This window comes from Tardiphaga sp. vice304, from assembly GCF_007018905.1.
Taxonomy (GTDB): domain Bacteria; phylum Pseudomonadota; class Alphaproteobacteria; order Rhizobiales; family Xanthobacteraceae; genus Tardiphaga.
Genome location: NZ_CP041402.1, coordinates 4,999,249 through 5,025,793, shown reverse-complemented (window position 1 = coordinate 5,025,793; position 26,545 = coordinate 4,999,249). Strand labels below are relative to the sequence as shown.

Below are 26,545 nucleotides of genomic sequence, written 5' to 3'. Positions count from 1 at the left end.
GCGCCGTCCATGCTCCATCGTGCAGCTGCGGCGCGTCAGTCAGTTCCTTCCGATTCGAGACTCGCGGCCTCCTTCGCGGCCGCTTCGTCGAGCTTGCGGTATAAGGTCGAGCGGCCGATCTTGAGCCGGCGTGCGACTTCCGACATCTGGCCGCGGTAATGCGCAATCGCAAAGCGAATGATCTCGGACTCGATCTCCTCCAGCGGGCGAACCTCGCCCGATTGCGTCAGCATGCCCAGGCTGCCAGCCGGCCACGGCGGGAAGGGCGTCGTCTCGCCACCTGGCGCAATCGCAGGCGCGGAGGTGAAAGCCGGCTCCATCAGCAGCGCCTCGCTTGGCTGTTCTGCGATCGAGGGGGCGTGGGCCGCGGCATGCGGAAAATCGTCGAGGCCGAGCTGGTCGCCTTCGCTCATCACCACGGCGCGGTAGATCACATTCTCAAGCTGGCGGATGTTGCCGGGCCATTCCAGTTGCGCCAGCCGGGTCATCGCCTCGCCGGAGATGCCGGTGATGTGGCGGTTTTCCTCGGCGCAGAAGCGGGCGAGGAAATGCCGCAGCAGATGCGGGATGTCCTCGCGGCGCGCGCGCAGCGGCGGGATCGTGACCGGCAAAACGTGCAGGCGGTAGAACAGGTCCTCGCGAAAATGGCCGCCCTTGACGCGATCGAGCAGCTTGCGGTTGGTTGCCGAGATGATGCGGACGTCGACCTTGACCGGCCGGCGACCGCCGACGGCTTCCACCGAGCCTTCCTGCAACGCGCGCAGCAGCTTGACCTGCGCGGCGAGCGGCAGCTCGCTGACCTCGTCGAGAAACAGCGTGCCGCCGGAGGCCTCGACGAACTTGCCGAGGTGGCGTTCGGTAGCGCCGGTGAACGAGCCCTTCTCATGGCCGAACAGGATGGACTCGACGAGGTTGTCGGGGATCGCGCCGCAATTGACCGCGACGAACGGCTTGCTGCTGCGCTCGCCGGAGCCATGGATGGCGCGCGCGAACAGTTCCTTGCCGACGCCGGATTCGCCTTCGATCAGCACCGGAATGGTGGAGCTGGCCGCCTTGCGCGAGGTGCGCAGCACCGCGTCCATGGCGGCCGAGCGGGTAATGATGTCCCGGAACGTCAACCGGCCTTCGCGGCTGTGCTTGATGCGCTGCAATTCGCCCTTCAGCGCACTGGCGTTGAGTGCGTTGCGCAACGACACCTGCAGCCGCTCGACGCCGACCGGCTTGACCACGAAATCATGCGCGCCGGCGCGCATCGCCGACACCACATTGTCGATGCCGCCATGCGCCGTCTGCACGATGACGGGAACGTTCAGGCCGGCGTCGCGGATCTTGGTCAGGACGCCCATGCCGTCGAGGCCGGGCATCACCAGATCGAGCACCACGGCGTCGATCGCGGGCGCGTCGCTGTCGGTCAGCCGCGCCATGGCAGCGTCGCCGGAATCGACCACGACGACGTCGTAACCGCAGCGCTGCACCATGTTCTCGACAAGACGCCGCTGCACGGCGTCATCATCGGCGACGAGGATACGTTCGGCCATAGATACTCCAAAGCGGGAATTGTCCCGAATTGGAGCACCATGGCGATGAAAGCCTTAAAGCTTTCATAACGTTGCGACGTCGCCGGTCAGCGGGCCGAAAGGCTCGCTGTGGCGTGGGGCCACACTTCGAGCGCACCGCGATAGATCATGTCGCCGGCCACATAAAGAATGATGGCGAGGCCGACATAGGCGATCCAGCGATGGTTCTGCAGCAGCTTGGCGATGAAGCTGGCGGCGAGGCCCATCAAGGCGATCGACAGCACGAGGCCGAAGATCAGGACGTTGGGGTGGTCGCGCGCGGCACCGGCCACGGCGAGCACGTTGTCCAGCGACATCGAGACGTCGGCCAGCGTGATCTGCCAGATCGCCTGGCCGAGCGTCTTGCGCGGACCGGTCGGCGTGCCGTCGGCATTGAGCTGGTTGTCCAACGCGTCGATGTCGTGCTCGTGGCCGGCTCGCAGCTCGCGCCACATCTTCCAGCACACCCACAGCAGCAGCACGCCGCCGGCGAGCAGCAGGCCGATGATCTGCAGGAGTTGCACCGTGACGCTGGCGAAACCGATGCGGAGCACGGTGGCGGCGATGATGCCGATCAGGATCGCACGGCCGCGCTGCTCCTTGGGCAGGCCGGCGGCGGCGAGGCCGATCACAATCGCGTTGTCGCCGGCCAGCACGAGGTCGATCATGATGACCTGCAACAGCGCCGCTAATGCATCAGAGGAAAAAAGTTCAGTCATTGGGGCCGCTCCGTTTTGAAACGTCCAGTCCGACATCACAGCTCGTATGAACTGCCAGAGGGGCCCGGGCCTGGACGTGATAGGCGCAACGCGTCGCGTTGGCGGGATGGTGGTTAGTCGGGTTGCTCCGAAAAGCAAACAAGCCGGACTATCTGCTCAGGCTCTATCAGAAGTGTGATGGCGACGCCAACAAAGGTCAGCACGCCTGCTACATCGTACCACAGGGGACGAACATCGCGCCGGCAAAGCATGGTGATACCAGCCGTCGTGGCGGCGATCGCAAACAGCAGCGTGGCTACGGCCGGTGCCAAGGCGTCGAGCGGCAGCATCGCGCGCAACGCCAGCGCCGCCATCAGTGTGACCAGCAGAACCGCCGCGAAAAGCTGCATCGGCCGTCCGGTCGAAGCGACCGGTGGATCTGCGAGGGGGCTGCGGTCCAGGAAGGCCATGCTGCATCTCGTCGCGTCCGGCGGCGTTCACGCAGCACGCCGATCATGCTACGACTAGTCGTCGGTTGGATCAATTCAAACTGGATAGTTTCGTAATCATGAAACTACGTAAGAAGCAAGCGAAGTTTGCCGCGGCCGAGCCGGCCAAGCCGGTTCCGGAAGCCAGGATGCTGCGCAAGCAGGCCGGCGACTGGCTCAAGCAGAAGCGCGCCGAGGCCGGCCTGTCGCAGGTCGATCTCGCGGCCCGGCTCGCCCTCAAATATTATACCTTCATCTCGCAGGTGGAGAACGGCTTCAGCCGGGTTCCGACCGACCTGATGCAGGCCTGGGCGATGCATCTGGGGCTCGAGCCCGCCGCCTTCGCCAAACACCTGCTGATTAATTACGAGCCGGAACTGCATCGGCTGCTGTTCGGGACATCAGAAAAATGACCGTCATCCCCTTTGAGCGCCCATCCATCGCCGGGGCCTGGAGCGAGGCCGAATTGAACGTCGTCGAAGGCGCGCTAGGCCGCCTGCGTGACGGCGAGTGGGACACCGGCCTCACCGAAATGGGCGACGCGCAGCTGTATCTCCTGGCACCGCGCCCCGACCAGGCCTGCGAACTCTGTGTGTCGCGGGTCGGCGGACGCTACATCCTGGAGGACGGCAATGGCCGGCTGCTGTTCGAGCACCGCAGCCTGCTGCTGGTGGCGATGCACGCCAGATCCGCGCTGCGCATCACGCGCTGGTCACTTGTGGGGCGCGTCGTTGTGGTGTGGTGTACGATTCGCGCTGCGATCCACGATCGCGTCGAGCCCTTGCTCGGCGAAAGCGAGGAATTGCTGGCGCAGTTGACGCCGCAATTGACCGCCTTCGTGTGACGACGATGCCAAACTGAAAGTGCCCATGTCGAAATCTGCGATGTCGAAATCTGCCCCCGCCCGCACGACCAAAGTAGCCCGCAAGCCCGTTGTGGCCACGAAAACGGCCGGCAAGGCCGCCAGCAAGTCGGCGGCGAAATCCTCGCCAAAGGCTGCGGCCAGGGCGAAGCCGGCGAAGCTGCCGGAGTGGAATCTGGCGGATCTCTATTCGGCGATCGATGCCCCTGAGATCGCGCGGGATCTCGACCGGATCGACGCGGACTGCGCCTCGTTCGAGGCCGACTTCAAGGGCAGGCTGGCGACCGAGACGGCCAAGGCCGGCGGTGGTGCCTGGCTGGCGGGTGCGGTGAAGCGCTATGAGGCGATCGACGATCTTGCCGGACGGCTGGCCTCCTATGCCGGGCTGATCCATGCCGGCGACAGCGTCGACCCGGCAATCTCGAAATTCTACGGCGACATTTCCGAACGCCTCACCGCGGCCTCGGTGCACCTGCTGTTCTTCGGGCTCGAACTGAACCGCGTAGACGACGCCGTGATCGAAGAGGCGATGCAGACGCCGGAACTTGGCCACTACCGGCCGTGGATCGAGGACAGCCGCAAGGACAAGCCGTACCAGCTCGAGGACCGCGTCGAGCAGCTGTTCCACGAAAAATCCCAGACCGGCTACGGCGCCTTCAACCGATTGTTCGACCAGACCATCTCGGGCCTGCGCTTCAAGGTGGCCGGCAAGGATCAGGCGATCGAGCCGACCCTGACCCTGCTGCAGGACCGTCAGCCTGCCAAGCGCAAGGCGGCGGCGCAGGCGCTGGCAAAAACCTTCAAGGCCAACGAGCGCACCTTTGCGCTGATCACCAACACGCTCGCCAAGGACAAGGAAATCTCCGACCGCTGGCGCGGCTTCGAAGACGTCGCAGATTCCCGCCACCTTTCCAACCGCGTCGAGCGCGAAGTGGTCGATGCGCTGGTAAGCTCGGTGCGCGCCGCCTATCCGAAGCTGTCGCATCGCTACTACGCATTGAAGGCGCGCTGGTTCGGCAAGAAGAAGCTGGCGCACTGGGACCGCAATGCGCCGCTGCCCTTCGCCGCCACCGGCAACATCCCCTGGGCCGAGGCGCAGGACATGGTGCTGACCGCCTATACGGCGTTCTCGCCGGAGATGTCGGCGATCGCCAAGCGCTTCTTCACCGACCGCTGGATCGACGCCTCGGTGCGGCCCGGCAAGGCGCCGGGCGCGTTCTCGCATCCGACCACGCCGTCGGCGCATCCCTATGTGCTGATGAACTACCAGGGCAAGCCGCGCGACGTGATGACGCTGGCGCATGAACTCGGCCACGGCGTGCATCAGGTGCTGGCCGCGAAGAACGGCGCGCTGATGGCGCCGACGCCGCTGACGCTGGCCGAGACGGCGTCCGTATTCGGCGAAATGCTGACCTTCAAGCGGCTATTGTCGCAGACGAAGAATGCGAAGCAGCGCCAGGCGCTGCTGGCCGGCAAGGTCGAGGACATGATCAACACCGTGGTGCGGCAGATCGCGTTCTATTCCTTCGAGCGCGCCATCCACACCGAACGCCGGAGCGGTGAATTGACCGCCGAGCGGATCGGCGAGATCTGGCTGAGTGTGCAGCAGGAAAGCCTCGGGCCGGCGATCGAGATCAAGCCGGGCTACGAGAGCTTCTGGGTGTACATCCCGCACTTCATCCATTCGCCGTTCTACGTCTACGCCTATGCGTTCGGCGATTGCCTGGTGAACTCACTCTATGCCGTCTACGAGAACGCCCAGGAGGGCTTTGCCGAACGCTATCTGGCGATGCTCGCCGCCGGCGGCACCAAGCATTATTCCGAACTGCTGATGCCATTCGGGCTCGACGCCAAGGACCCGACCTTCTGGGACGGCGGGCTGTCGGTGATCTCCGGGATGATCGATGAGCTGGAGGCGATGGGGTAGCTAAATCTCGTATTACATCTGTTGAACATCGTGAAAGGATGCGTTATACAATTGTATAACGCATCCTTTTCTTTGGGACGGCCAGTATGACGATGAAAATTGAAATCAAGAAGATCGGCAATTCCGACGGCCTGCTACTGCCCAAGGAATTGATGCAGCGGCTCGACCTCAAGCGGGGGCAGGAGCTCCATGTGACGGAGTTGGCGGGCGGTGGCTTGCAGTTGATGCCATACGACCCTGACTTCGAAGAGACGATGAAGATTGCCGACCAGACGATGGACCAATACCGGGACACGCTCGCAGCGCTTGCAAAATGATCGGGGCGTCACATGGACCAGAAGGAGCCGCGCTGGATTACCTATGAGCAGGCGATTGCTATTCATGGCGCGCAACTGCGCCGTTTTGGCGGTGCGCCTGGGTTGCGGGACGAGGGCATGCTGCGATCGGCGCTCGATCGCCCGATCAACAAATGGCAATACGAACAAGCTGAACTAGCGGAGTTGGCAGCGGCCTATGCCTATGGGCTGGCGAAGAACCATGCTTTCGTCGATGGCAACAAGCGGATCGCGTTTCTGAGCCTGCGGATATTTTTGGTGAAGAACGGCATCCAGTTCGATCCAGATCCCGCGCAAGCGACCTCCATCATCCTCTCCCTCGCTGCCGGCGAAGTGAGCGAGGAGAGCCTTACACGCTGGATCCGGGATAACTGGCCGGCATGATGCAGTGCGGTATGCAATGATCGCCGTGGCATGCCAGCATTGTTGCCCTGCTTTGCCAATTGAGCTAATTCCAAGGCAACAATTTATACCGGCTGGAGACGTCCCATGGCTGACCATAGCGAAATCGCCTACACCGCCGCCGACGGCAACGACTATCCTGCCCATGAGCAGACCTATGAAGGCTTCATCGCCCTGGTGAAGTACGGCACCATCGGCGTCGTCGCCATCGTGCTGGGCATGTACATTTTCCTCGTCTGATCCATCGCCGGTTGCGTCGCGCCCGCGGCGCCGTCGCCTGATTTGCTCGCGCGCGCGCATTGCGCCGCCGGAGGCCCCATGAAGATTGCCGTTGCCAAGGAAATCGACGCTGCCGAGCCGCGCGTGGCGATCTCGCCCGACACGGTGAAGAAGTTCAAGGCGCTGGGCGTCGATGTCGCCATCGAGCCGGGTGCCGGCCTGAAGTCCGGCATGCCGGATTCGGACTACACCGCGATGGGCGCGACCATCGAGGCCGATGCGGTCAAGGACGCCGATATCGTCATCAAGGTGAAGCGCCCCGAGGCGGCCGAACTGGCGACCTACAAGCGCGGCGCGCTGGTGGTCGCGATCATGGACCCCTACGGCAACGAGGCCGCGCTGCAGGCGATGGCCGAGGCCGGCGTGTCCAGCTTTGCGATGGAATTGATGCCGCGCATCACCCGCGCGCAGGTGATGGACGTGCTGTCCTCGCAGGCCAACCTCGCCGGCTACCGCGCCGTGATCGAGGCCGCCGAATCGTTCGGCCGCGCCTTCCCGATGATGATGACGGCGGCCGGCACGATTCCCGCGGCCAAGGTGTTCGTGATGGGCGTCGGCGTCGCCGGCCTGCAGGCGATCGCCACCGCGCGCCGGCTCGGCGCCGTGGTCACCGCCACCGACGTGCGGCCTGCCACGAAAGAGCAGGTCGAGTCGCTGGGCGCCAAATTCCTCGCGGTGGAAGACGAGGAATTCAAGAACGCGCAGACCGCCGGCGGCTACGCCAAGGAAATGTCCAAGGAATATCAGGCCAAGCAGGCCGCGCTGACCGCCGAGCATATCAAGAAGCAGGACATCATCATCACCACGGCGCTGATCCCCGGCCGGCCCGCGCCGCGTCTGGTCACCGCCGAGATGGTGGCCTCGATGAAGCCCGGCTCGGTGCTGGTCGATCTCGCCGTCGAGCGCGGCGGCAACATCGAGGGCGCGCGCGCCGGCGAAGTCGCCGACGTGGGCGGCGTCAAGATCGTCGGCTACACCAATGTCGCCGGTCGCGTCGCGGCCTCGGCTTCCAGCCTGTATGCGCGCAACCTGTTCGCCTTCATCGAGACCATGATCGACAAATCGACCAAGGCGCTCGCGGTGAACTGGGACGACGAACTGGTCAAGGCCACCGCCTTGACGAAGGACGGCGCCGTCATCCATCCGAATTTCCAGCCAAAAACTGTTTGAGGACAATCGCCATGGATCACGCCTCGCTGGTCAGCCCTTTCGTCTTTCAGCTTTCGATTTTCGTGCTCGCCGTGTTCGTCGGCTATTTCGTGGTGTGGTCGGTGACACCCGCGCTGCATACGCCGCTGATGTCGGTCACCAACGCGATCTCCTCGGTGATCGTGGTCGGCGCCCTCCTGGCGGTCGGCGTCAACATGGTCGGCAGCGGCGGCGTCTGGGCGCGGCTGTTCGGCTTCGTCGCGTTGATTTTTGCATGCGTCAATATTTTCGGTGGGTTCCTGGTCACGCAGCGCATGCTGGCGATGTACCAGAAGAAAAAGAAGTAAGGGCCACCCGATGAACGCCAATCTCGCCGCCGTCCTGTACCTCGTCGCAGGCGTCCTGTTCATTCTGTCGCTGCGCGGGCTGTCCAGCCCGGCGTCCTCCCGCCAGGGCAACTTCCTCGGCATGGCCGGCATGGTCATCGCGGTGGTCACCACGCTGGCCGCGCACCCGCCGGCCGACGCGCTCGGCTGGGTTCTCGTCGTCCTCGGCATCGCCATCGGCGGCAGCATCGGCGCGGTGATCGCCCGACGCGTGCCGATGACCTCGATGCCCGAACTGGTCGCCGCCTTCCACTCGCTGGTCGGCATGGCCGCGGTGCTGGTCGCGGCGGGCGCGTTTTATGCCCCGGAAGCGTTTGGCATCCTCGATCCGGTCACCGGCAAGATCGTCGGCGCCAGCCTGATCGAAATGTCGCTCGGCGTCGCCATCGGCGCGCTGACCTTCACCGGTTCGGTGATCGCCTTCGCGAAACTCTCCGGCCGCATGTCGGGCTCGCCGATCATCTTGCCGTTCCGCCACATCATCAACATCGTGCTGGCGATCCTGCTGGTCGTGTTCATCGTCGGCCTGGTCAAGACCAGCAGCGCGCTGGATTTCTGGCTGATCGTGATCATCGCACTCGCACTTGGTGCCTTGCTGATCATCCCGATCGGCGGTGCCGACATGCCGGTCGTGATCTCGATGCTGAACTCTTACTCGGGCTGGGCCGCGGCGGGCATCGGCTTCACGCTCGGCAATTCCGCGCTGATCATCACCGGCGCGCTGGTCGGATCAAGCGGCGCGATCCTGTCCTACATTATGTGTCACGCCATGAACCGCAGCTTCATCTCGGTGATCCTCGGCGGCTTCGGTGGTGAAACCGCTGCGGCCGGCGCGGGTGCCGGTGGCGAAGCGCGCCCGGTCAAGCTCGGCTCGGCGGATGACGCGGCCTTCATCATGAAGAACGCGCAGAAGGTCATCATCGTGCCCGGTTACGGCATGGCGGTGGCGCAGGCGCAGCACGCTTTGCGCGAAATGGCCGACAAGCTGAAGGCCGAAGGCGTCGAGGTGAAGTACGCCATCCATCCGGTCGCCGGCCGCATGCCCGGCCACATGAACGTGCTGCTGGCCGAAGCCAACGTGCCCTATGACGAGGTGTTCGAGCTCGAGGACATCAACTCGGAATTCGCGCAGGCCGACGTCGCCTTCGTGATCGGCGCCAACGACGTGACCAATCCGGCCGCCGAGGACGATAAGACCTCGCCGATCTACGGCATGCCGGTGCTGCAGGTCTGGAAGGCCGGTACCGTGATGTTCATCAAGCGTTCGCTGGCGTCTGGCTATGCCGGCATCGACAACCCGCTGTTCTACCGCGACAACACCATGATGCTGCTCGGCGACGCCAAGAAGATGACGGAGAACATCGTCAAGGCGATGTAGAGCTAGGCTCTTCACAAGCCCAATACGAAACGCCCGGTCGCGAGACCGGGCGTTTTTGTTTGATCCTTATCGCGGATCGAGCGGCGGCACTCGGCACCTCTCCCGGAGGGAGAGGTCGGATCGGGAGCGAAGCGAGCGATCCGGGTGAGGGGTTACGAATCATCGACCCAAACAAGACCCTCACCCGGCTCGCATCTGGCGATGCGAGCCGACCTCTCCCCGCTGGGGAGAGGTGACCTGAGCGTCGATGTGCGCAAGGTGTCGTGGCAGGGGCAGTCGCCTTACGCCGCGGCATCCTTCGGCATGCGGTACAGCGCACAGAGCTTGTTGCCGTCGGGATCGCGCAGGTAAGCGAGGTAGAGCTTCACGCCGCCCATGTCGCGCACACCCGGCGCATCCTCGCAGGTCGTTCCGCCATTGGCGATGCCGGCGGCATGCCAGGCATCGACCTGCGCGGTCGACGCCGCGGCAAATCCGATGGTGCCGCCGTTGGCCGGGGTGGCCGGATTGCCGTCGATCGGCTTCGACACCGAAAAGGTGCCGGTCTTGGTGCGATAAAACACCCTGTGGCGATCGACCGCACCGTTCGGCACGTCCAGCGTGCCAAGCAGTCGGTCATAAAACGACTTTCCGGCTTCGAGATCGTTGGTCCCGATCATAATATGTGAAAACATGGCATTCCCTTCGTTTGTGCAGGCTCACCTTGAGGTGATTGCTTCTTATACGCATGAAGGGCGGCCTGGCGAAGCGCCAGACCGGGCTGAGCAACCGATGGCCCGGTTTCGCGTTGGTGTGCGTCACTCCCTCTCTTGCTTCCCGGATCCTCAACGATGTCGATGAACACGATCCCGCGGTCGTCATGGCTGTTTCCTGCGCTGGCCGCCGTGTTCGTCGCCGTATCGACCGGATTCGGATTGACGTTCACGCCGTCCGTTTCGGGAATGGCGTTCGCCGTGGTGCTGCTGATCATTCTGTTCGGCACGGTGTTTGCGGCGGTCCACCATGCCGAAGTCATTGCGCAGAAGATTGGCGAGCCCTATGGCACGCTGCTGCTCACCTTGTCGGTGATCATCATCGAGGTCGCGGTCATCGCCACGATCATGCTGGGCGACAAGGCCGTGCCCACCCTGGCGCGGGACACGGTGTTTGCCGTCGTCATGATCGTCTGCAACGGCCTGGTGGGTCTTTGCATCCTGGCGGGCGGTCTGCGCTTTCAGGAGCAGATATTCCAGGTCAGCGGCGCCAAGGTCTACTTGATCGTGCTGATCGTGCTCGCCACCATTTCGCTGATCCTGCCGAACTACACGCTGACTACGCCGGGCCCGCTGTACTCCGCCCTGCAGCTTGCCTTCGTCAGCGTCATCACGCTGGTTCTATATGGCCTGTTTCTCTACACGCAGACGATGCTGCACCGGGACTACTTCATTTCCAGCGACGATGATGGCGACGATGAGTCCGTGCCCGCGTCGGGCCGCGTTCTCACGATCAGCGCCATTCTGCTGGTGGTCTCGCTGGTGGCCGTCGTGCTGCTGGCGAAATCGTTCTCGGTGGTGGTGGACGCCGGCGCCGCCGCGATCGGCGCGCCGCCGGCCTTCTCCGGCATCGTCGTCGCGCTGCTGGTGCTGTTGCCGGAGAGCGTCGCGGCGATCTCCGCGGCACGCCACAACCAGCTGCAGAAAAGTATCAACCTGTCGTTGGGCTCCGCACTGGCGACGATCAGTCTGACCGTCCCGGCGGTGGCACTGGTGGCCTGGCTGCTCGATAAGCCGCTGGTGCTCGGTCTCGCCCCGCGCGAGATGGTGCTGCTGGTGATGACATTCGCGATCAGCATGCTGACCTTCGCCACGGGCGTGACGAATATCCTGTTCGGCATGGTGCATCTGCTGGTGTTTGCGGTATTCCTGCTCGTGGTATTTGTGCCGTAACGATCGAAGGAAACGTTGATGCTCGCTGCCCAGTTAGACGTCCAGCAGGACACCGCCGAAGTTCGCGTCACCGAATGGCGCCTCGCGCCGGGGGCCGCGACCGGGCACCACACCCATGGCATGGACTATGTGATCGTTCCGATCACCACGAGCGTGATGACGATCGTGCATCCGGACGGCAGCCGCACGCAGGCGCCGATCACCACGGGAAAATCGTATTTCCGCAAGGCCGGCGTCGAACATGACGTGCTCAATGAGACGGACCATGAAATCGTCTTTCTCGAAGTCGAGGTGAAGAAGGCCTGATTGCAGCCCGCCGCTGCTGTCAGCCAGCTCTGACGCAAATTTGCACGACGGACCGGTAGCTGCCTCCGATCCGTCGTGATTGATCCCTGAATCAGCCTCAAAGTTCCCGCATCAACCGGATGGGGAAGAGGCCATCCAATGATCATGAAGTACATTTCCAAGTTTACGATCGACATTTTGCCGTCGATCATCGCGACCATTGTGGGCGCGTATATTGTCACGCACTACATCAATCCGAAGAACGATGCCGACAAGCCGGCCGCTTCCGTGGCCTCGACGCCGGATGCGGCGATCGACAGCAAGGCCGCCGTCGCCAGCCCGGCCGAGAAGTCCGCCGACATCGTGGGCGCGCCGGCCGTGCCGGCTGGCAAGCCCAGGGTAGAGAAGGCCAGTATCGACAAATCCGAGAAAGACAGCGCCAGTGCGCCAAATCCTGGCCGGCATCAGCCGGTGATCCGGGATAAGCCGGTCGCCAAGGCGACGCCAGCTGTCGTGACGCCGCCGGTGGCCACCGTCAGCATCGCACCGGCTGCCTCCCCGACGCCGGAGGAGCGCCGCGACGCCAATGAGCTGGCGCGCGCCGCGATCGAGCGGTTGCGCACCACCAGGGAGGCCCAACCGGTCGTGCAGGAGGCGGCCAAGCCGACCGAGCCCTCGCATGTGCAGGAAGCCGCGCGCAGCGTGCCGGCGCCGCAGACGCTGCAGCAGCTGCCGCCGCCGATCAACGTCTCAACGCCGCCGATCGAAAGCTACGGCTCCACTCCGTCGCGTCCGCCCTATGCCGCCGATCGGAATGCCGATTCCCGCGGGCCGGTGCCGCCCGGCGATATTCCGTCGCCACCGCCGCTAGATCTGCAGGCCGATTCGGCCAGGTCGAACCGCGGCGAACGCACCAATGTCGCCGAAGACGTGCTGTCCGCCGCGAAGTCGGTGTTTCACTCGGTGATTCCCAAGCAGTTCGACCGGTAACGCGAAGAGAACTCAGCCCGCGCGGCCCCCGGTGCGCGCGAGGCCGCTCCTTGCGGCTTCGTCCTTCGGGCGCAGCAGCAGCGCCCGGCTGTAGGAATCCGCGGCCTTGTCTTTGTCGCCAAGTTTCTCATAGGCGGCGCCCCGGATGACCCACAGCTGGCCGTTCTGCGGCCAGGCCTGCACGGCCTCGTCGAGATCCACCGTGGCTTCCTTGGCCTTACCAAGCGCCAGGTAGCTGGTCGCACGGCCTAGCAAGGGATCGGCCTGCTGCGGCGTCAGGCCGTTGGCGGAGGTGAAATCGGCGACCGCCAGTTCATGCTGCTTTTCGGCCTGGTAGAGCAGGCCGCGCTGGTAGAACGTTTTAGCATTGTGCGGATCGAGATCCAGCGCCTCGTTGAATTCGGCGAGGGCTTCCGCCGTCTTGCCGGCCTGCGCCAGCGTCTGGGCGCGCGCGGCGTGGATCTGGGATTCGCGGGGATTGGTGCCCGCGGCGGCCGTCTCTGTTGCGACCGGCTGCGTGGTCTGCGGAGTTGCGTCCTTGCCGGAGCCCGGCGTCAGCGATCCGATATCGAACGAACAGGCAGCGCAGCAGAAGCCCGTCGCAAGCACGGCGGCCAGCGTCAGAGAACGGCGCAGGATCGGTTCGCCAACCAATAATGCCATGGATGCCAAATCTCGCGTGGCGATCTGCCCGTATTGGTAGCCCGGCAAGCGAACAATTGCACCCGGTCAAAAAAACGCGGGCCCGAGGACCCGCGTTATTCAATTCAGAACCTGCGCGATAGTTCAGCGCGGCGTGCGCGGGGCACCAGCACCGGCACCAGCGGCGCCCGGGCGGCCACCACGGTCGCCACCGGGACCAGCACCGAATACCGGCTTCGGCTTCATCGGCAGCAGGCCTTCGCGCTGCAGCTTCTTGCGGGCCAGCTTGCGCGCACGGCGCACGGCTTCGGCCTTCTCGCGGGCCTTCTTCTCAGACGGCTTCTCGTAATGACCGCGGAGCTTCATCTCGCGGAAAATACCCTCACGCTGCATCTTCTTCTTGAGCGCCTTGAGAGCCTGATCGACATTATTATCGCGAACGAGAACCTGCACGCGGCATCCTCTTCAATTGATCGGATTGGAATTCGGGTAAAGCAAAGGACCGACGAGGGCCATGTCCTCAACTTCAAGGCGCCGGATGTACCAGATGGAATCCGGAATGTCCACCTTGCCAACGCTCAGTTTTCCCGCCTGACGCACGAAAAATCGCAGATTTGCTGGGCTTTTCCAGCAAAGCCCCGCTATTTGCCGCCCGGTCGGGTCACTTCGGTGACGTGGCCCATCTTGCGGCCCGGTTTCGGCGCGCCCTTGCCGTACAGATGCACCGTGGCGCCGGGGACCGTCATCCAGTTCTCGTAGGTCAGGATGTCGTCGCCGATCAAATTGGTCATGGTGACCTGGCCGTGGCGCACCGGCTTGGCCAGCGGCCAGCCGGCGATGGCGCGGATGTGTTGCTCGAACTGCGATACCGAGGCGCCGTCCAGCGTCCAGTGCCCGGAATTGTGAACGCGCGGCGCGATCTCGTTGACCAGCAGGATGGTGCCCTCGGGGCTCGCCACCACGAACAGTTCGACGGCGAGCACGCCGACATAATCGAGCGCGCCGGCGATCTTCTCGGCGATGCCGCGCGCCGTGGCGGCGAGTTCGTCCGAGACGTCGGCGGGGGCGTAGGAGAATTTCAGGATATGGTCGCGGTGCTCGTTCTGGGTGACGTCGAAACATTCGACCTGGCCATCGACGCCGCGCGCGGCGATCACCGAAATCTCGCGCTCGAACGGTACGAACGCCTCGAGGATCGCCGATTTGGTGGCGAGGGCTTCCCAGACCTGGTCGAGGTCGTCGCCGGCCCGGATCATCGTCTGGCCCTTGCCGTCATAGCCGAAGCGGCGGGTCTTGATCACCGCGGGCAGGCCGATGGTTTCGACCGCGGCGCGCAGGGTTTCGGCCGACGACACGTCGGCATAGGCCGCGGTCCCGATGCCCAGCCCCGTGATGAAATCCTTTTCGATCAGCCGGTCCTGCGTCGTGCTCAGGATCGCCTGTGCCGGCTGCACCGGGCGGCGTGCGGCAAGAATCATCGCGGTGGCTGTGGGCACGTTCTCGAATTCATAGGTGATGACGTCGCAATCATTGGCGAACAGTTCGAGCGCCTCGACGTCGGCATATTCGGCACAAGTCGCGTGCTGCACCACGTCGAAGGCCGGCGAATCCGGATCCGGCGAGAATACCTCGCAGCGCAGGCCGAGCCGGCTGGCGGCCAACGCGAGCATGCGGCCGAGCTGGCCGCCGCCGAGGATGCCGATGGTGTCGCCGGGCTTCAGCTTCTTGAAGGGGGGAGTGGTCACGCTTTTTCCTCTGGGCGAAGGGCGACCGCATCGGTCTGTGCCTGACGCCAGGCCTTGAGTCGGCCGGCGAGTGCGTCGTCATGCAGCGCCAGCACGGCAGCGGCGAGCAAGGCTGCATTGATGGCGCCGGCCTTGCCGATCGCCAGCGTGCCGACCGGGATGCCGGCCGGCATCTGCACGATCGAATACAGCGAATCGACGCCGGACAGCGCCTTGGACTGGATCGGCACGCCGAACACCGGCAGCTCGGTCAGCGCCGCGGCCATGCCGGGCAGGTGCGCTGCACCGCCGGCACCCGCGATGATGATCTGCACGCCGGCGGCCTTGGCGCCTTTGGCAAAGCTGTACAGCCGCTCGGGGGTGCGGTGTGCGGAGACGATCTGCTTGTCGCACGCGATGCCGAGCGTTTCGAGCGTCTCGGCCGCGTGGCGCATGGTGTCCCAGTCGGACTGGCTTCCCATGATGATGGTGACGGCGGGCATTCCGTGATTTCTTTCGCGAATCCAGAAAGATAGGCTGGAAATACAGGTGTCGCCCCTTGCCAGGCAAGGTGCGTCGTCAAGATGATGCAGTCTTGGTGAAGACGCCCAAGTCTTGTAGCAAACCCCATGAAAAAGAAACCCCCACCCGCGCGGAAGCGGGCTATTCGCCCGGTCCGGGTCGGTAAAACGCCGCGATCCCCGGCCAAATCGGCGGTTCCCGTGACCGCGCTGGTGCTGCACCGGCTCCGGGCGGAACTGGCAAAGGCGCAGGCCAGGATCGCCGAGCTGCAGGCCTCGGCCGAAACGGACTTCCTGCTCGATATCCTCAACCGCCGCGGCTTCGCCCGCGAACTGACCCGCGCGATGGCCTACATCGCGCGCTACCGGGCCAACGGCGCGCTGGTCGTGCTCGACGTCGACCGGCTGAAGCCGATCAACGACGCCTTTGGCCACGCCGCCGGCGACGAAGTCCTGAAGGCGGTGGTAGGCCAGCTGCGCCGCCATGTCCGGGCCTCTGACGTGATCGCCCGGCTGGGCGGCGACGAGTTCGTGTTGCTGCTGTGGAACCTCAGCGAAGCCGACGCGCTCGCCAAGGCGCTGCAACTCGAAGCCGCGATCGACGCGCTCAGCTTTTCGTTCGGCGGCAGCCACGTCTCGGCCGGCGCTTCGGCCGGCATAGCCGTGCTCGGTCCGGACGTGCCAGGCATCGAGGCTTTGGCGCTCGCGGATAGCGCGATGTATGCGCGGAAGAATGAACGTCGCGCGAGCCTGGCGGCAGGATGACGTGGCGCGCTGCATTTGTTATCGCGAAGCCATCGTCGCGGCGGGTTGGTCGGATTGAAACCGGATCAGGCGTCCGGCGTATCGGCGACTGCGAAGTGTAGTTGGCTACGCCATCATCTGGGCGTTCGACTGCGCCCTCATGACGCACGTTATCCCGGCACCTCATGGACCAGCCCGCAGGTCCGTATTGGAAAACCAAGCGACGCCAACGAACGATCTGGCTCACAAATCCTGATCAAAGTCCGCTGAAGTCGTCGGGAACGTCGCCAAATTTGCGGATTACCTGGGCATCGCTGAACTCGCCCACCATCGGATCGCCCGTGCGGCTGAAGGCAACCGCGCCGATGCTGCCCGGCGCACGCGAAAGCACTTCGGCGCGGCGAATCGCACCGGAGGCGCTCTGGCATTCTTCCGCAGCGCCCGCGGCGGGAGTGCCGGAATCGTCCTGCAAGAACGGCAGCGCGACATAATAGGTAACATCAGGCATCGGCGGGCTCCCTGCAGCAGGCGACGCCGAGGTTTGTTCCCAATTTGTTCCGAAGTCAATCAGGTTGCCGCGATGGCCGATGGTCGAATTCGTGCGTGCCGGCCTGCACAGACGTTGCGGACTTCGCCTTGCGAATTCTATCGCTAGATGTTCAGGCGCAAGACATGCACGCCGCGGTCTCTCCGCTTCACGCGGGTTCCGGTATCCCGACGCCTGGTCAGGCGATGATGTCCGGCGTGATCTGGTCTTCGATGAACGAGATGCGATCGCGCAATTGCAGCTTGCGCTTTTTTAACCGCTGCAGCCGCAGCAGGTCCGGTGCAGGTGAGTGATGCAGGGCATCGATGGCCGCGTCGAGATCGCGGTGTTCCTGTTGCAGTCTGGACAGTTCGGCGGGGAGGGCGCGATCTTCGTCGTCGTTCATGGGGGCGGCTGACTGGCTTGGTGAGCAGGATCGTGCAAATCGATCTGCGGACTATCGCCGGTGCACGCGCACCGCGCAAGCGTCAGGTTCCTCGATCATCCGAGGTAATCCGGTCACGATTCGTTTCATATGGATCGATAATCTGAAAATGCAATTTTCAAGACCCATCGACAGATGTCCACTGTCATGTAGACTTCATCGTCCACCGAATCCGAGGTTCAACCTTACCCAGGAGATTTCGAATGGCACTTCAGGCGCATCTCGTCGAACTCGAACGCAAACACAAGGTACTGGAATCCGAACTGCACGAAGCCCTCGTGCATCTATCGACGGACGATCTGCGGATCGTCGAACTCAAGCGCCGCAAGTTGATCCTTCGCGACCAGATCGCGCGTCTCAAGAGCGAGACCGACACGCTGCATTAGCGCACTCCCCCGACTGACTCTTCACCACGTTTAATCACTGAGCTCCCGTTCGTTCGGCGTGCGCGCCGGGTGAACGGGCTGCAACGATGATGCACCAGCGCGGGTATCGATCATCGACTGTTCGGTACCACGCTCGGCGCGACTAGGCCGCGTCCGCCTTTACGATCTCTTCGACATGGTTTGCAATCGCCAGCGATGACGTCAGACCCGGCGATTCGATACCGAACAGGTTGACCAGGCCGCGTACGCCATGCGCCGACGGCCCCTGGATCATGAAGTCCTGCACGGCGACCGCCGGCGGCACGATCTTCGGGCGCATGCCGGAATAGCTTGGAAGCAGCGCGCCGTCGGGCAGTGCTGGCCAATAGCGCCGGATTGCGGGATAGAATTTGTCGCCGCGCGCGGGATCCACCGTGTAGTCGATCCGGTCGACCCATTCCACATCGGGGCCGAACCGCGCCTGGCCGGCAAGATCGAGCGTCAGATGCACACCGAGGCCACCGGGTTCCGGGACCGGATAGATCAGATGCGAGAATGGCGCGCGGGTGCTGCAACTGAAATAGCAGCCCTTCGCGAGATAGGCCGGCGGAATGAGGTCGAGCGGCATGCCTTCAAGGCTGCGCGCGATCGTGGTTGCCGACAGGCCCGCTGCATTGATCAGCGTCGCGCAGGCCAGTCGCATCGGCGCTTCACCGCCGACATCGAGTTCGAAACCATCCGCCGTGACCCGGCCGTGGCGCAGTGGCGCCAGCAGCGCAAACGCCGCCCCGGCCGCCTCCGCCTCGCCGCGCAGCGACAGCATGTAGCCGTGGCTGTCGATGATTCCCGTCGAGGGCGATAGCAGCGCGGCTTCGCACGCCAGTTCGGCCTCCAGTGCGTTGGCCTCTGCGCGCGATAATATTTCGAGGTCATCGACGCCATTGGCTTCGGCATGCGCCTTGATCGACTGCAGCCGGGCGATCTCTTCGGGGCGGGTGGCGACAATGAGCTTGCCGGAATTGCGGTGCGCGATGCCGCGTTCGCGGCAATAGGCATACATCGCCTGCCTGCCCTGCACGCAGAGCCGCGCCATCAGGCTGCCGGCGGGGTAATAGATACCCGCATGGATCACCTCGCTGTTGCGCGATGACGTCACGGTGCCGATCGCATCCAGCGCCTCCAGCACGATCACTTCGCGGCCAGCCTGCGCCAGTTGCCGGGCAATGGCGAGCCCGACCACGCCGGCGCCGATCACGACGCATTCAACTCTGTCCATGTACCATCCGGTCATTCATCGCAGAAATCGCCAGGGTGCGGCGGGCCAATTCAAGCGGAACTTAGCAATGAATTAAGCATCGCATTGGATTGCAGTTCGATCTTGCACCATCTCGTGTTGTAGCCGAGGCTCGTTTACCTGATCCAAATACCTTCCATTAAACACTAATCTTCCGAATACGCGGGTGCGGAATGGCTGGCAAGATGGAATGGACGGGCGGCAAGGCGTTGTTTTTCGCCCTCGCACCGGCGTGTCTGCTCGCAGCCGCTGCCGGCGGAACCGCCCGCGCGCAGTTGGCCGCGGTGCCGGCAGCGAACGCCGGAGGGGGCGAACCGCAGATGGTCTGGGAAGTCCTCATCGGCGGCATTGTGACGCTGGCTTTCATGGCCGCGCTGGTGCTGTGGGGCATCGCGGCGCTGCGTGATGTCCGGAGCCAGGAGCGGCGGCGCAATGCCTTCATCGGCTCGGCCCTCAACCATCTGGGCCAGGGCATCGTGATGGTGGACGCGCAGAAGCGCGTGGTGTTCTGCAACGATCGCTACCTCGAAATTTACGGACTGGATCGCTCCGACCTGACCCGGGATATCACCGCCGACGGGCTGCGGCACTTGCGGCGCGCGCGTGGCCAGCTCGATGCGAATTCCGAGAAGTTCTACGAGACATCTCCGGTGCAAGGCAGCTACGTCGCAGAGCTTCCCGGCGGGCGCTACGTCCGGGTCAGGCTGAATCCGTTGCCGAATGGCGGCGTGATCGGAATTCACGAGGATTGCACCGAGCAGCACCAACTTGCAGACGAACTGGAGAGCACCCGGACATTCCTTGAAACCGTGGTCGACAACATCCCGGTGTCGCTGATGGTGCAGCGCGCCAGCGACGGCCGCTATCTGTTCGCCAATCGCAACTCCGAGATCATTCTGAACCGCCGCCGCGAAGATGCTATCGGACTGACGGTCGCCGACATGCTGCGGCCGGAGGAGGCGAAGCTGATCGTCAGCCGCGATGAAGCGGCGATGAAGAGCGGCAACATCATGGCGGAGGAACACCCGATCAGCACCCGCGACGGGTTGCGGCTGTTCCTGACGCGGCGGGTGACGGTGCGCGACGAGGCCGGCGAGCCGCAATATCTCATCAAGACCTATGAGGACGTCACCGACCGCCGCCAGACCGAGGCGCGGATGGCGCATATGGCCTATCATGACGGCCTTACCGATTTGCCGAACCGCGCCGCCTTCCTGCAAGGGCTGGCGCAGATGATCGACGCCTGCGGCGAGGAAGAAGAAGAGTTCGCGGTGCTATCGATCGACCTCGACGGCTTGAAGGAAATCAACGACGTCTTCGGCTACGCGATGGGCGACCGGCTGCTGGTCGAGGTATCTCGCCGGATCGAAGTCGCCGCCGGCGGCGGCATGGTGGCGCGCCTGGGCGGCGACGAATTCGGCGTGATCATCGACGGCAAGCAGCCGCAGGTCGGGCAGGCGATTGCCGAGCGGATTTCCGAGGCGCTGGCGCAGGGTATTCCGATCGACGGCAAGTCGGTGCGCACCGGCGTCACCACCGGCATCGCCCTGTTTCCGCGCGACGGCGCCGATGCCGCAGCATTGCTGGCCAATTCCGGCGCGGCCTTGTTCCGCGCCAAGGCGCATTCGCGCGGTTCGATCAGCGTGTTCGAACCGCAGATGGACAAGCTGCTGCGCGATCGCCGCGTGCTGCATCAGGATCTTTCGGTGGCGATCCGCAACGGCGAATTGTCGCTGCACTACCAGCCGCAAGCCCGCGCCGGGCAATCGATCGTCGATGCCGACATCACCGGATTCGAGGCGCTGGCGCGCTGGATCCACCCGACCCGCGGTTTCGTGCCGCCCGGCGACTTCATTCCGCTCGCCGAGGAAAGCGGGCTGATCGTCGAAATGGGCGAATGGATCCTGCGGCAAGCCTGTCTGGAGGCGGCATCATGGCCGGTGCCGCTGCGCATTGCCGTCAACCTGTCGCCCGCACAGTTCATGCACGGCGATCTCGTCGGTCTGGTCGATTCGATCCTGCTGGAAACCGGCCTGGAGCCCGGCCGGCTCGAACTGGAAATCACCGAGGGCGTGCTGATCGAGGATTTCGAGCGCGGCGTCGCGCTGCTGACGCGGCTGAAGGCGCTCGGCGTCCGGATTTCGATGGACGATTTCGGTTCCGGCTACTCATCGCTGACCTATCTGCAGGCCTTCCCCTTCGACAAGCTCAAGATCGACCGCGCCTTCGTCATCAACCTCGGCAGCAACCCGCAATCCGCCGCCATCGTCCGTGCCGTGATCGGGCTCGGCCATGGCCTCGACGTGTCGATCGTTGCCGAAGGCGTCGAGACCCATGAGCAGCTCTGCTTCCTGGCCAATGAAGGCTGCGACGGCGTGCAGGGCTATTTCATCGGCCGTCCGGCTCCGATCGCGCAGTATGCGGGATTGGTAGGACGCACCGCGACGGCGTTGAGGACGGGGTAATGTTCAGAGCCAACGGTTGAGCCCGCGGCGATCCGCCGCTAGCTTGCGGCGATGACGACATCTGACATCACCTTTGACGAAACGGCCGCCGCCCCGGCGCCGGTCGTCGCCTATCCCACGCCGTTGCTGCGGATCGAGGCCGTGCGAAAGACCTTCGGTCGCTCGACCGCGGTGGATGGCCTCTCGCTCGATATTCATGCCGGGGAATTCTTTGCGCTGCTGGGTCCTTCGGGATGCGGCAAGACCACGCTGTTGCGGATGCTGGCGGGGTTCGAGACGCCGGATGCCGGCCGCATCCTGCTGGACGGCGCAGACATTGCCGCCGTGCTGCCGCACCAGCGGCCTGTCAACATGATGTTTCAGAGCTATGCGCTGTTTCCGCATCTCAACGTGCGCGACAATATCAGCTTCGGCCTCAAGAACGCCGGTCTGACGCGAGCGGGCATCGATGGCCGCGTCGGCGAGATGCTCGATCTGGTAAAGCTGAAAGGGCTGGAATCGCGAAAGCCGCATCAATTGTCGGGCGGGCAGAAGCAGCGCGTGGCATTGGCGCGCGCGCTGGCGCGGCGACCGCAGCTCCTGCTGCTCGACGAGCCACTCGCCGCGCTCGATAAGAAGCTGCGCGAGGAAACCCAGTCCGAACTGATCGCGCTGCAGCGCAGGCTCGGCACCACCTTCGTCATCGTCACCCACGACCAGAACGAGGCGATGACGATGGCCGACCGGATCGGCGTGATGAACGACGGCCGGCTCGAGCAGGTGGCCACGCCGCGGCAGCTCTACGAGGCGCCGGAATCGCGCTGGGTCGCGGGCTTCGTCGGCGATATCAACTTGATCGAGGGCGATGTGACGCTGCACGACGGCCATCGCCTGACGGTGGCCACGGCGCAGGCCGGGACGCTGCTCGCCACCGAGCCGCGACAGAAGCTGGACGGCCCGTCCGTCTGCCTCGCGATCCGGCCGGAAAAAATCCGGCTGTCGCGTAAGGGCCCGGCCGGCGAACGCGGCATGTCCGGCGCCATGAACAGTGTCGAAGGCGTGGTCAGCGAGGTCGGCTATCTCGGCGGCCTCTCTGTTTACAAACTCAGGCTCGACCATGGCGCGACATTGCGCGCGGCGCTGGCCAACACCGCGCGGCTCGATGTCGATGCCTACAGCATCGGCCAGCGCGTCGTGGCGTGGTTCGCGCCGGACGATTGCGTGGTCCTGCAACGATGAACGCGCGCCGCATCTTCACCGCGCCCGCGCGCCGCGCGGCGATCGCGCCCTATCTCTGGATGGTGCTGTTGTTCCTCGTGCCGTTCGGCTTCGTGCTCAAGATCAGCCTGTCGCAGACGGCGATCGCACAGCCGCCCTATCTGCCGGTGTTCGGTGTGATCGACGGCATCAAAGGGTGGAGGGCGTCATTTGCCGCGCTGTCGCTGGATAATTTCCGGCTGTTGCTCTCCGACACGCTCTATATCAATTCTTACCTGCGCAGCCTCGGCGTGGCGCTGTGCGCAACGACGTTGCTGCTGCTGATCGGCTATCCCATGGCCTATGCGATGGCGCGGCTGCCGTCGCGCTGGCAGGGCGTCGCGATGATGCTGGTGATCGTGCCGTTCTGGACCTCGTTCCTGATCCGCATCTATGCCTGGATCAATATCCTGCAGCACGACGGCCTGCTCAACCAGGCCCTGCTGGCGCTGCACATCGTCTCCGCGCCGGTGGTCTGGCTGTCGACCGACAGCGCGATGATGCTCGGCATCGTCTATTCCTATCTGCCGTTCATGATCCTGCCGCTGTATGCCACCTTGGCCAAACAGGACGGCGCGTTGCTGGAAGCCGCCGCCGACCTCGGCGCGTCGCGCATCGACGCCTTCTGGCGCGTGACGTTTCCGCTGTCGATGCCCGGCATCGGCGCCGGCGTGCTGCTGTGTTTCATCCCGATTACAGGCGAGTTCGTGATCCCGGATCTGCTGGCCGGCTCGGATTCGCTGATGATCGGGCAGACGCTGTGGCTGGAGTTCTTCACCAACAAGGACTGGCCGGCGGCCTCGGCGATTGCCATCGTGCTGCTGGCGCTGCTGCTGGTTCCGCTTGGAATTTACGATCAGCTGCAGCGCCGGCAGTTGGGGGCGAAATGATGTTGCCAGTGGTGATGTTTGAGTTTGCCACGAGCGCTGGAGGCTCCCTCCCCCCTTGCGGGGGAGGGTCGGGGAGGGGGGTAGCCGCGAGCTCGGAGTTTGTGGCACCCCCACCCCCGGCCCCTCCCCGCAACGGGGAGGGGAGTCCATGAAGCTCTCTCGCTTCAATATCACCGCTCTCGCGCTCGGCGCCGCGTTTCTCTATCTACCGATCGTCATTCTGGTGATCTATTCCTTCAACGCCTCGCGGCTGGTGACGGTGTGGGGCGGCTGGTCGACGCGCTGGTACAGCGAACTCTTCAATGACCGTGCGATGCTTGAAGCCGCCTGGATGAGCGCGCGTGTCGCCGTCGCCTCGGCGACGCTGGCGACGCTGCTCGGCACGCTGGCTGCAATTGCGCTGACCCGCGGCGAGCGCTTTCGCGGCCGCACGCTGATGTCCGGTATGCTGTACGCCCCGCTGGTGATGCCGGAAGTCATCACCGGCCTGTCGCTGCTGCTGCTGTTCGTGGCGCTGGGTGCCGAGCGCGGCTTCTGGACGGTGACGATCGCCCACACCACGCTGACGATGTGCTTCGTCGCCGTGGTCGTGCAATCGCGTCTTGCCGGTCTCGACCGCAGCCTGGAAGAGGCCGCGATGGACCTCGGCCGTGATCCCGCGCGCGCCTTTGTCGCCGTGACGCTGCCGCTGATCTGGCCGGCGATGGCGGCGGGCTGGATGCTGGCTTTCACGCTGTCGCTCGACGATCTCGTCATCGCCAGCTTCACCACCGGGCCGGGCTCCGCGACGTTACCGATCCGGATCTATTCGGAAGTACGTCTCGGCGTGAAACCGGAGATCAATGCGATATGCACGCTGATCATCGGCTTCATCGCGTTGATTATTGCGAGCGCCTCGTTGCTGTCGAAGCTGTCCGGCGCCCGCGGCGAGAGCGCCGCGCCGCTATAGGCTGATCGAGGAAACCCTCCACGTCGTTGCGAGGAGCGCAGCGACGCGGCAATCCAGGAAGCCGCAAGCGAAGACTGGATTGCTTCGTCGCAAGGGCTCCTCGCAATGACGGCTGATGTTATTCCGCTTTCGCTGCCGCCGGTGCCTCCGCCGGCTTTTCAACAGCCGCTTCCGGCTCTTTCTTCGCGCCGCCGGTAAACCGTTCCAGCACCGAGCGCACGGCGTCGCGGGTCTTGCGGTCCTTCACGGCGTCGAGCAAAGGCGCGGCACCCGGCGAGCGGCGGATCAGGCTTTCCGGGTCGGGGAAGATCAATGGGTCGTCCCACGGGCCCTGGATCACGAAGGGCAGGTCAAAGCCGCCGGGGGCGTTGGCGACCGAGACCAGGCTGGCGACGCCTTTCAGGTCGTATTCTCTGGAGGGCACCGACGCCGTGCCGGTCAGGCTCAGCCGTGCCGCCGGCCCCTCGATGCGGATGTCCTGCGCGGTGGCCGTGCCGTCGTTGAACCTGACGCTCATGTTGAGCGTCGTGAACGGCGTCGAGCCGGAGCGGAAATTGCCGGCGCCGGACAGCGGCCGGCGCTCCAGCCGCTTCAACAATTGCTCGACATTGAAGCCGCTGATGGCGCCGTCATGGCCGGTCAGCGTCGCGGTGCCGTCGAGCGATTGCGCCAGGCCGAACGGCGACGAGCCGGAGGCTTCCAGCGCCATTGACAGGTTGCCGCGGCCGGACAGCTTGTTGGTGCCGAACAGATCGGAGGCCGTGGCCTGCAGGTCGACGTCGCTGAACTGGAACTGGGCCTTCACGTCGGCCACCGCATCGGAATGCGCGATGCCGAACGAGCCGCGGACGATGCCGCCATAGATCTGCGCCTCGCCGACCGACAGCGCCAGGGTGCCGCCGCGCAGATTGGCGCCGAGCGCAGTGCGTCCGAGTACCGAGGAGCCGACCGTGACCTTGGCGGCCGACAGCCGCATGTCGAGATCGGTTGTCGATAGTGCATTCAGATCGAACAATTGCCGGTTCCAGTCGCGGGCACCGGAGGCCAGCAACCGCACCGTCGAGATGTAGGGCGTGAAGTCGAGCGCGCCGGCGGCGAGCGTCGCCTGCAGGGTCTGGCGGCCATTGTTGCTATAGGTCATGACGCCTTCGGCGACATTGCCGTCGAGTTCGACATTGACGTTGGTCAGCGCGATCGCCGGTCCCACCAGGCTGGCGCGGGCCTTCAGCGCGAAGCGGCCGAAACCGCCGGCGCCGGGCGGCGCCTGGCCGACCCAGCGCAGCGCGTTGCGCAGTGACGGGCTGTCGGCCGTGACGGTGCCTTCCATGATCAGGCTGGCGCGGTTGGCCACCGATCCGTCGAAGGCCAGCTTGATCGGGGCGCTGACCATCCTCGCCTTCAGCCCGGAGCGGTCGCCGGACAAAGCGGCGATGAAATCGCTGACGCTGATGCTGCCGTCGATCCGCTCGCCCCGCCAGTCGAACTGGCCGGTGGCGGCGAACGAGCGCGAGATCGAGGGCCAGGCCAGCGACAGGTCGATGTCGCCGATCCGCTCGTTGTTGACGGGGTCCTGATAGCTCAGCTCGCCGTCCTGAATGCGGATTTCCGAGAACGACAGCGGATGGTCGGCACCGGGCTTCATGGTGCGCGCGATGGTTTCGATGAACGGCGTCCAGTTGCTGTTGCCGGCGGCGTCGCGGACCACGTTGATGCGCGGCCGCAGCATCATCAGGTCGGAAATCTCGAAGCGCTGCGTCAACAGCGGCAGCAGGCGCAGATTGGCCGTCAGTACGTCAACCGACAAAGCGGGGTCGATCGAGCCGCCGCCCTTCAGGCCGACATCGTGGAACGAGACATAGCTGCCGGGGAATACCGAGACATCGACGGGGCCGTGGACGACGAGGTCGAGCCCGGTGACGGCGCGGATCTGCGTTTCCACCGCGCTGCGCAGGGCGTCGCGGTTGAGCAGCCAGGACATCGCGAACAGCCCGACCAGCGCAATGCCGAGGAGCGCCACAACCGGCATCCCCAAGCGTCGTATTCCTTGGGCAATCGTCAATGAACTATCCGGGTTGGTTGGACCA

General features: G+C 64.4%; 30 protein-coding genes. 18 read left to right on the top strand and 12 right to left on the bottom strand.

Features of this window, described 5'->3' with window-relative positions; genetic code table 11:
* Positions 1–35: 35 nt before the first annotated feature.
* From FNL56_RS24020 to FNL56_RS24010, 3 genes are all read right to left on the bottom strand, one after another.
* The gene (locus tag FNL56_RS24020; protein WP_143575344.1) at positions 36–1,538 is read right to left on the bottom strand and encodes a sigma-54-dependent transcriptional regulator; all 1,503 of its coding nucleotides are present in this window, start codon (positions 1,536–1,538) and stop codon (positions 36–38) included.
* Between the two features lie 86 nt (positions 1,539–1,624).
* On the bottom strand, positions 1,625–2,275 hold the full coding sequence (locus FNL56_RS24015; protein ID WP_143575343.1) for a TerC family protein: 651 nt from the start codon (positions 2,273–2,275) through the stop codon (positions 1,625–1,627).
* A 113-nt stretch (positions 2,276–2,388) separates the two neighbouring features.
* Positions 2,389–2,724: a hypothetical protein gene (locus FNL56_RS24010; protein WP_143575342.1), complete on the bottom strand. Its 336-nt coding sequence runs from the start codon at positions 2,722–2,724 to the stop codon at positions 2,389–2,391.
* 98 nt (positions 2,725–2,822) lie between these two features.
* On the opposite strand from FNL56_RS24010, the gene FNL56_RS24005 reads away from it, so the two are divergent.
* From FNL56_RS24005 to FNL56_RS23965, 9 genes are all read left to right on the top strand, one after another.
* Complete coding sequence (locus FNL56_RS24005) at positions 2,823–3,155, top strand: helix-turn-helix domain-containing protein (RefSeq protein WP_143582415.1); 333 nt, start codon at positions 2,823–2,825, stop codon at positions 3,153–3,155.
* A complete protein-coding gene (locus FNL56_RS24000; RefSeq protein ID WP_143575340.1) occupies positions 3,152–3,586 on the top strand; it encodes a hypothetical protein in 435 nt (144 codons plus the stop codon). Before FNL56_RS24005 ends, FNL56_RS24000 begins: the two co-directional genes overlap by 4 nt.
* A 40-nt stretch (positions 3,587–3,626) precedes the next feature.
* Complete coding sequence (locus FNL56_RS23995) at positions 3,627–5,531, top strand: M3 family oligoendopeptidase (RefSeq protein ID WP_143575339.1); 1,905 nt, start codon at positions 3,627–3,629, stop codon at positions 5,529–5,531.
* Positions 5,532–5,623: 92 nt separating this feature from the next.
* Positions 5,624–5,848, top strand: coding sequence for an AbrB/MazE/SpoVT family DNA-binding domain-containing protein (locus FNL56_RS23990; protein WP_143576347.1), 225 nt, complete (start codon positions 5,624–5,626; stop codon positions 5,846–5,848).
* Between the two features lie 12 nt (positions 5,849–5,860).
* Positions 5,861–6,250, top strand: a complete 390-nt coding sequence (locus FNL56_RS23985; protein ID WP_143578338.1) for a type II toxin-antitoxin system death-on-curing family toxin — start codon at positions 5,861–5,863, stop codon at positions 6,248–6,250.
* Positions 6,251–6,355: 105 nt separating this feature from the next.
* Complete coding sequence (locus FNL56_RS23980) at positions 6,356–6,508, top strand: aa3-type cytochrome c oxidase subunit IV (protein ID WP_143575337.1); 153 nt, start codon at positions 6,356–6,358, stop codon at positions 6,506–6,508.
* A gap of 78 nt (positions 6,509–6,586) precedes the next feature.
* Complete coding sequence (locus FNL56_RS23975; RefSeq protein ID WP_143575336.1) at positions 6,587–7,717, top strand: Re/Si-specific NAD(P)(+) transhydrogenase subunit alpha; 1,131 nt, start codon at positions 6,587–6,589, stop codon at positions 7,715–7,717.
* 11 nt (positions 7,718–7,728) lie between these two features.
* On the top strand, positions 7,729–8,043 hold the full coding sequence (locus FNL56_RS23970; protein ID WP_143575335.1) for a proton-translocating transhydrogenase family protein: 315 nt from the start codon (positions 7,729–7,731) through the stop codon (positions 8,041–8,043).
* Between the two features lie 10 nt (positions 8,044–8,053).
* Complete coding sequence (locus FNL56_RS23965; RefSeq protein WP_143575334.1) at positions 8,054–9,460, top strand: NAD(P)(+) transhydrogenase (Re/Si-specific) subunit beta; 1,407 nt, start codon at positions 8,054–8,056, stop codon at positions 9,458–9,460.
* 281 nt (positions 9,461–9,741) lie between these two features.
* Here FNL56_RS23965 and FNL56_RS23960 read toward each other — a convergent pair whose 3' ends face one another.
* Positions 9,742–10,134 carry a VOC family protein gene (locus tag FNL56_RS23960; RefSeq protein ID WP_143575333.1) on the bottom strand — a complete coding sequence of 131 codons (393 nt, stop codon included), beginning with the start codon at positions 10,132–10,134 and terminating at the stop codon, positions 9,742–9,744.
* 156 nt (positions 10,135–10,290) lie between these two features.
* On the opposite strand from FNL56_RS23960, the gene FNL56_RS23955 reads away from it, so the two are divergent.
* From FNL56_RS23955 to FNL56_RS23945, 3 genes are all read left to right on the top strand, one after another.
* The gene (locus FNL56_RS23955; protein ID WP_143578337.1) at positions 10,291–11,385 is read left to right on the top strand and encodes a calcium:proton antiporter; all 1,095 of its coding nucleotides are present in this window, start codon (positions 10,291–10,293) and stop codon (positions 11,383–11,385) included.
* 18 nt (positions 11,386–11,403) lie between these two features.
* Positions 11,404–11,691, top strand: a complete 288-nt coding sequence (locus FNL56_RS23950) for a cupin domain-containing protein (protein ID WP_143578336.1) — start codon at positions 11,404–11,406, stop codon at positions 11,689–11,691.
* A gap of 138 nt (positions 11,692–11,829) precedes the next feature.
* Complete coding sequence (locus FNL56_RS23945; protein WP_246660774.1) at positions 11,830–12,660, top strand: hypothetical protein; 831 nt, start codon at positions 11,830–11,832, stop codon at positions 12,658–12,660.
* Positions 12,661–12,672: 12 nt separating this feature from the next.
* Here FNL56_RS23945 and FNL56_RS23940 read toward each other — a convergent pair whose 3' ends face one another.
* From FNL56_RS23940 to purE, 4 genes are all read right to left on the bottom strand, one after another.
* Positions 12,673–13,323, bottom strand: coding sequence for a tetratricopeptide repeat protein (locus FNL56_RS23940; protein WP_143575330.1), 651 nt, complete (start codon positions 13,321–13,323; stop codon positions 12,673–12,675).
* A gap of 123 nt (positions 13,324–13,446) precedes the next feature.
* Positions 13,447–13,755, bottom strand: a complete 309-nt coding sequence (gene rpsU / locus FNL56_RS23935; protein ID WP_143575329.1) for a 30S ribosomal protein S21 — start codon at positions 13,753–13,755, stop codon at positions 13,447–13,449.
* Between the two features lie 188 nt (positions 13,756–13,943).
* Positions 13,944–15,047 carry a 5-(carboxyamino)imidazole ribonucleotide synthase gene (locus FNL56_RS23930; protein ID WP_143575328.1) on the bottom strand — a complete coding sequence of 368 codons (1,104 nt, stop codon included), beginning with the start codon at positions 15,045–15,047 and terminating at the stop codon, positions 13,944–13,946.
* Complete coding sequence (purE, locus tag FNL56_RS23925) at positions 15,044–15,529, bottom strand: 5-(carboxyamino)imidazole ribonucleotide mutase (protein ID WP_143575327.1); 486 nt, start codon at positions 15,527–15,529, stop codon at positions 15,044–15,046. Before purE ends, FNL56_RS23930 begins: the two co-directional genes overlap by 4 nt.
* A gap of 219 nt (positions 15,530–15,748) precedes the next feature.
* On the opposite strand from purE, the gene FNL56_RS23920 reads away from it, so the two are divergent.
* Positions 15,749–16,312 (top strand): GGDEF domain-containing protein, encoded by a 564-nt coding sequence (locus tag FNL56_RS23920; RefSeq protein WP_441351251.1) that lies wholly within the window; start codon positions 15,749–15,751, stop codon positions 16,310–16,312.
* A 235-nt stretch (positions 16,313–16,547) separates the two neighbouring features.
* Here FNL56_RS23920 and FNL56_RS23915 read toward each other — a convergent pair whose 3' ends face one another.
* Both FNL56_RS23915 and FNL56_RS23910 read right to left on the bottom strand, forming a co-directional pair.
* Positions 16,548–16,799: a hypothetical protein gene (locus tag FNL56_RS23915; RefSeq protein WP_143575325.1), complete on the bottom strand. Its 252-nt coding sequence runs from the start codon at positions 16,797–16,799 to the stop codon at positions 16,548–16,550.
* Positions 16,800–17,016: 217 nt separating this feature from the next.
* Positions 17,017–17,223, bottom strand: coding sequence for a YdcH family protein (locus FNL56_RS23910; RefSeq protein ID WP_143575324.1), 207 nt, complete (start codon positions 17,221–17,223; stop codon positions 17,017–17,019).
* Positions 17,224–17,465: 242 nt separating this feature from the next.
* Between FNL56_RS23910 and FNL56_RS23905 the strand changes: the two genes are divergently transcribed.
* Positions 17,466–17,648 (top strand): YdcH family protein, encoded by a 183-nt coding sequence (locus tag FNL56_RS23905; protein ID WP_143575323.1) that lies wholly within the window; start codon positions 17,466–17,468, stop codon positions 17,646–17,648.
* Between the two features lie 142 nt (positions 17,649–17,790).
* Here the strand turns inward: FNL56_RS23905 and FNL56_RS23900 are convergent, their stop codons facing one another.
* A complete protein-coding gene (locus FNL56_RS23900; protein ID WP_143575322.1) occupies positions 17,791–18,903 on the bottom strand; it encodes an NAD(P)/FAD-dependent oxidoreductase in 1,113 nt (370 codons plus the stop codon).
* A gap of 191 nt (positions 18,904–19,094) precedes the next feature.
* On the opposite strand from FNL56_RS23900, the gene FNL56_RS23895 reads away from it, so the two are divergent.
* From FNL56_RS23895 to FNL56_RS23875, 4 genes are all read left to right on the top strand, one after another.
* Positions 19,095–21,386, top strand: coding sequence for a sensor domain-containing protein (locus FNL56_RS23895; protein WP_143575321.1), 2,292 nt, complete (start codon positions 19,095–19,097; stop codon positions 21,384–21,386).
* Between the two features lie 51 nt (positions 21,387–21,437).
* The gene (locus FNL56_RS23890) at positions 21,438–22,604 is read left to right on the top strand and encodes an ABC transporter ATP-binding protein (RefSeq protein WP_143575320.1); all 1,167 of its coding nucleotides are present in this window, start codon (positions 21,438–21,440) and stop codon (positions 22,602–22,604) included.
* A complete protein-coding gene (locus tag FNL56_RS23885) occupies positions 22,601–23,512 on the top strand; it encodes an ABC transporter permease (protein ID WP_143575319.1) in 912 nt (303 codons plus the stop codon). Before FNL56_RS23890 ends, FNL56_RS23885 begins: the two co-directional genes overlap by 4 nt.
* 148 nt (positions 23,513–23,660) lie before the next feature.
* Positions 23,661–24,461, top strand: coding sequence for an ABC transporter permease (locus FNL56_RS23875; RefSeq protein WP_143582414.1), 801 nt, complete (start codon positions 23,661–23,663; stop codon positions 24,459–24,461).
* Between the two features lie 118 nt (positions 24,462–24,579).
* Here the strand turns inward: FNL56_RS23875 and FNL56_RS23870 are convergent, their stop codons facing one another.
* Entirely contained in the window at positions 24,580–26,487 is a 1,908-nt protein-coding gene (locus tag FNL56_RS23870) for an AsmA family protein (RefSeq protein ID WP_143576345.1), read from the bottom strand.
* Positions 26,488–26,545: the final 58 nt, after the last annotated feature.

What these genes read in the sequence shown, in the direction of transcription:
- FNL56_RS24020 (WP_143575344.1), bottom strand. Translation starts at nt 1,538, where the DNA reads ATGGCCGAACGTATCCTCGTCGCCGATGATGACGCCGTGCAGCGGCGT.
- FNL56_RS24015 (WP_143575343.1), bottom strand. Translation starts at nt 2,275, where the DNA reads ATGACTGAACTTTTTTCCTCTGATGCATTAGCGGCGCTGTTGCAGGTC.
- FNL56_RS24010 (WP_143575342.1), bottom strand. Translation starts at nt 2,724, where the DNA reads ATGGCCTTCCTGGACCGCAGCCCCCTCGCAGATCCACCGGTCGCTTCG.
- FNL56_RS24005 (WP_143582415.1), top strand. Translation starts at nt 2,823, where the DNA reads ATGAAACTACGTAAGAAGCAAGCGAAGTTTGCCGCGGCCGAGCCGGCC.
- FNL56_RS24000 (WP_143575340.1), top strand. Translation starts at nt 3,152, where the DNA reads ATGACCGTCATCCCCTTTGAGCGCCCATCCATCGCCGGGGCCTGGAGC.
- FNL56_RS23995 (WP_143575339.1), top strand. Translation starts at nt 3,627, where the DNA reads ATGTCGAAATCTGCCCCCGCCCGCACGACCAAAGTAGCCCGCAAGCCC.
- FNL56_RS23990 (WP_143576347.1), top strand. Translation starts at nt 5,624, where the DNA reads ATGAAAATTGAAATCAAGAAGATCGGCAATTCCGACGGCCTGCTACTG.
- FNL56_RS23985 (WP_143578338.1), top strand. Translation starts at nt 5,861, where the DNA reads ATGGACCAGAAGGAGCCGCGCTGGATTACCTATGAGCAGGCGATTGCT.
- FNL56_RS23980 (WP_143575337.1), top strand. Translation starts at nt 6,356, where the DNA reads ATGGCTGACCATAGCGAAATCGCCTACACCGCCGCCGACGGCAACGAC.
- FNL56_RS23975 (WP_143575336.1), top strand. Translation starts at nt 6,587, where the DNA reads ATGAAGATTGCCGTTGCCAAGGAAATCGACGCTGCCGAGCCGCGCGTG.
- FNL56_RS23970 (WP_143575335.1), top strand. Translation starts at nt 7,729, where the DNA reads ATGGATCACGCCTCGCTGGTCAGCCCTTTCGTCTTTCAGCTTTCGATT.
- FNL56_RS23965 (WP_143575334.1), top strand. Translation starts at nt 8,054, where the DNA reads ATGAACGCCAATCTCGCCGCCGTCCTGTACCTCGTCGCAGGCGTCCTG.
- FNL56_RS23960 (WP_143575333.1), bottom strand. Translation starts at nt 10,134, where the DNA reads ATGTTTTCACATATTATGATCGGGACCAACGATCTCGAAGCCGGAAAG.
- FNL56_RS23955 (WP_143578337.1), top strand. Translation starts at nt 10,291, where the DNA reads ATGTCGATGAACACGATCCCGCGGTCGTCATGGCTGTTTCCTGCGCTG.
- FNL56_RS23950 (WP_143578336.1), top strand. Translation starts at nt 11,404, where the DNA reads ATGCTCGCTGCCCAGTTAGACGTCCAGCAGGACACCGCCGAAGTTCGC.
- FNL56_RS23945 (WP_246660774.1), top strand. Translation starts at nt 11,830, where the DNA reads ATGATCATGAAGTACATTTCCAAGTTTACGATCGACATTTTGCCGTCG.
- FNL56_RS23940 (WP_143575330.1), bottom strand. Translation starts at nt 13,323, where the DNA reads ATGGCATTATTGGTTGGCGAACCGATCCTGCGCCGTTCTCTGACGCTG.
- purE (WP_143575327.1), bottom strand. Translation starts at nt 15,529, where the DNA reads ATGCCCGCCGTCACCATCATCATGGGAAGCCAGTCCGACTGGGACACC.
- FNL56_RS23915 (WP_143575325.1), bottom strand. Translation starts at nt 16,799, where the DNA reads ATGCCTGATGTTACCTATTATGTCGCGCTGCCGTTCTTGCAGGACGAT.
- FNL56_RS23910 (WP_143575324.1), bottom strand. Translation starts at nt 17,223, where the DNA reads ATGAACGACGACGAAGATCGCGCCCTCCCCGCCGAACTGTCCAGACTG.
- FNL56_RS23905 (WP_143575323.1), top strand. Translation starts at nt 17,466, where the DNA reads ATGGCACTTCAGGCGCATCTCGTCGAACTCGAACGCAAACACAAGGTA.
- FNL56_RS23900 (WP_143575322.1), bottom strand. Translation starts at nt 18,903, where the DNA reads ATGGACAGAGTTGAATGCGTCGTGATCGGCGCCGGCGTGGTCGGGCTC.
- FNL56_RS23895 (WP_143575321.1), top strand. Translation starts at nt 19,095, where the DNA reads ATGGCTGGCAAGATGGAATGGACGGGCGGCAAGGCGTTGTTTTTCGCC.
- FNL56_RS23890 (WP_143575320.1), top strand. Translation starts at nt 21,438, where the DNA reads ATGACGACATCTGACATCACCTTTGACGAAACGGCCGCCGCCCCGGCG.
- FNL56_RS23885 (WP_143575319.1), top strand. Translation starts at nt 22,601, where the DNA reads ATGAACGCGCGCCGCATCTTCACCGCGCCCGCGCGCCGCGCGGCGATC.
- FNL56_RS23875 (WP_143582414.1), top strand. Translation starts at nt 23,661, where the DNA reads ATGAAGCTCTCTCGCTTCAATATCACCGCTCTCGCGCTCGGCGCCGCG.
- FNL56_RS23870 (WP_143576345.1), bottom strand. Translation starts at nt 26,487, where the DNA reads ATGCCGGTTGTGGCGCTCCTCGGCATTGCGCTGGTCGGGCTGTTCGCG.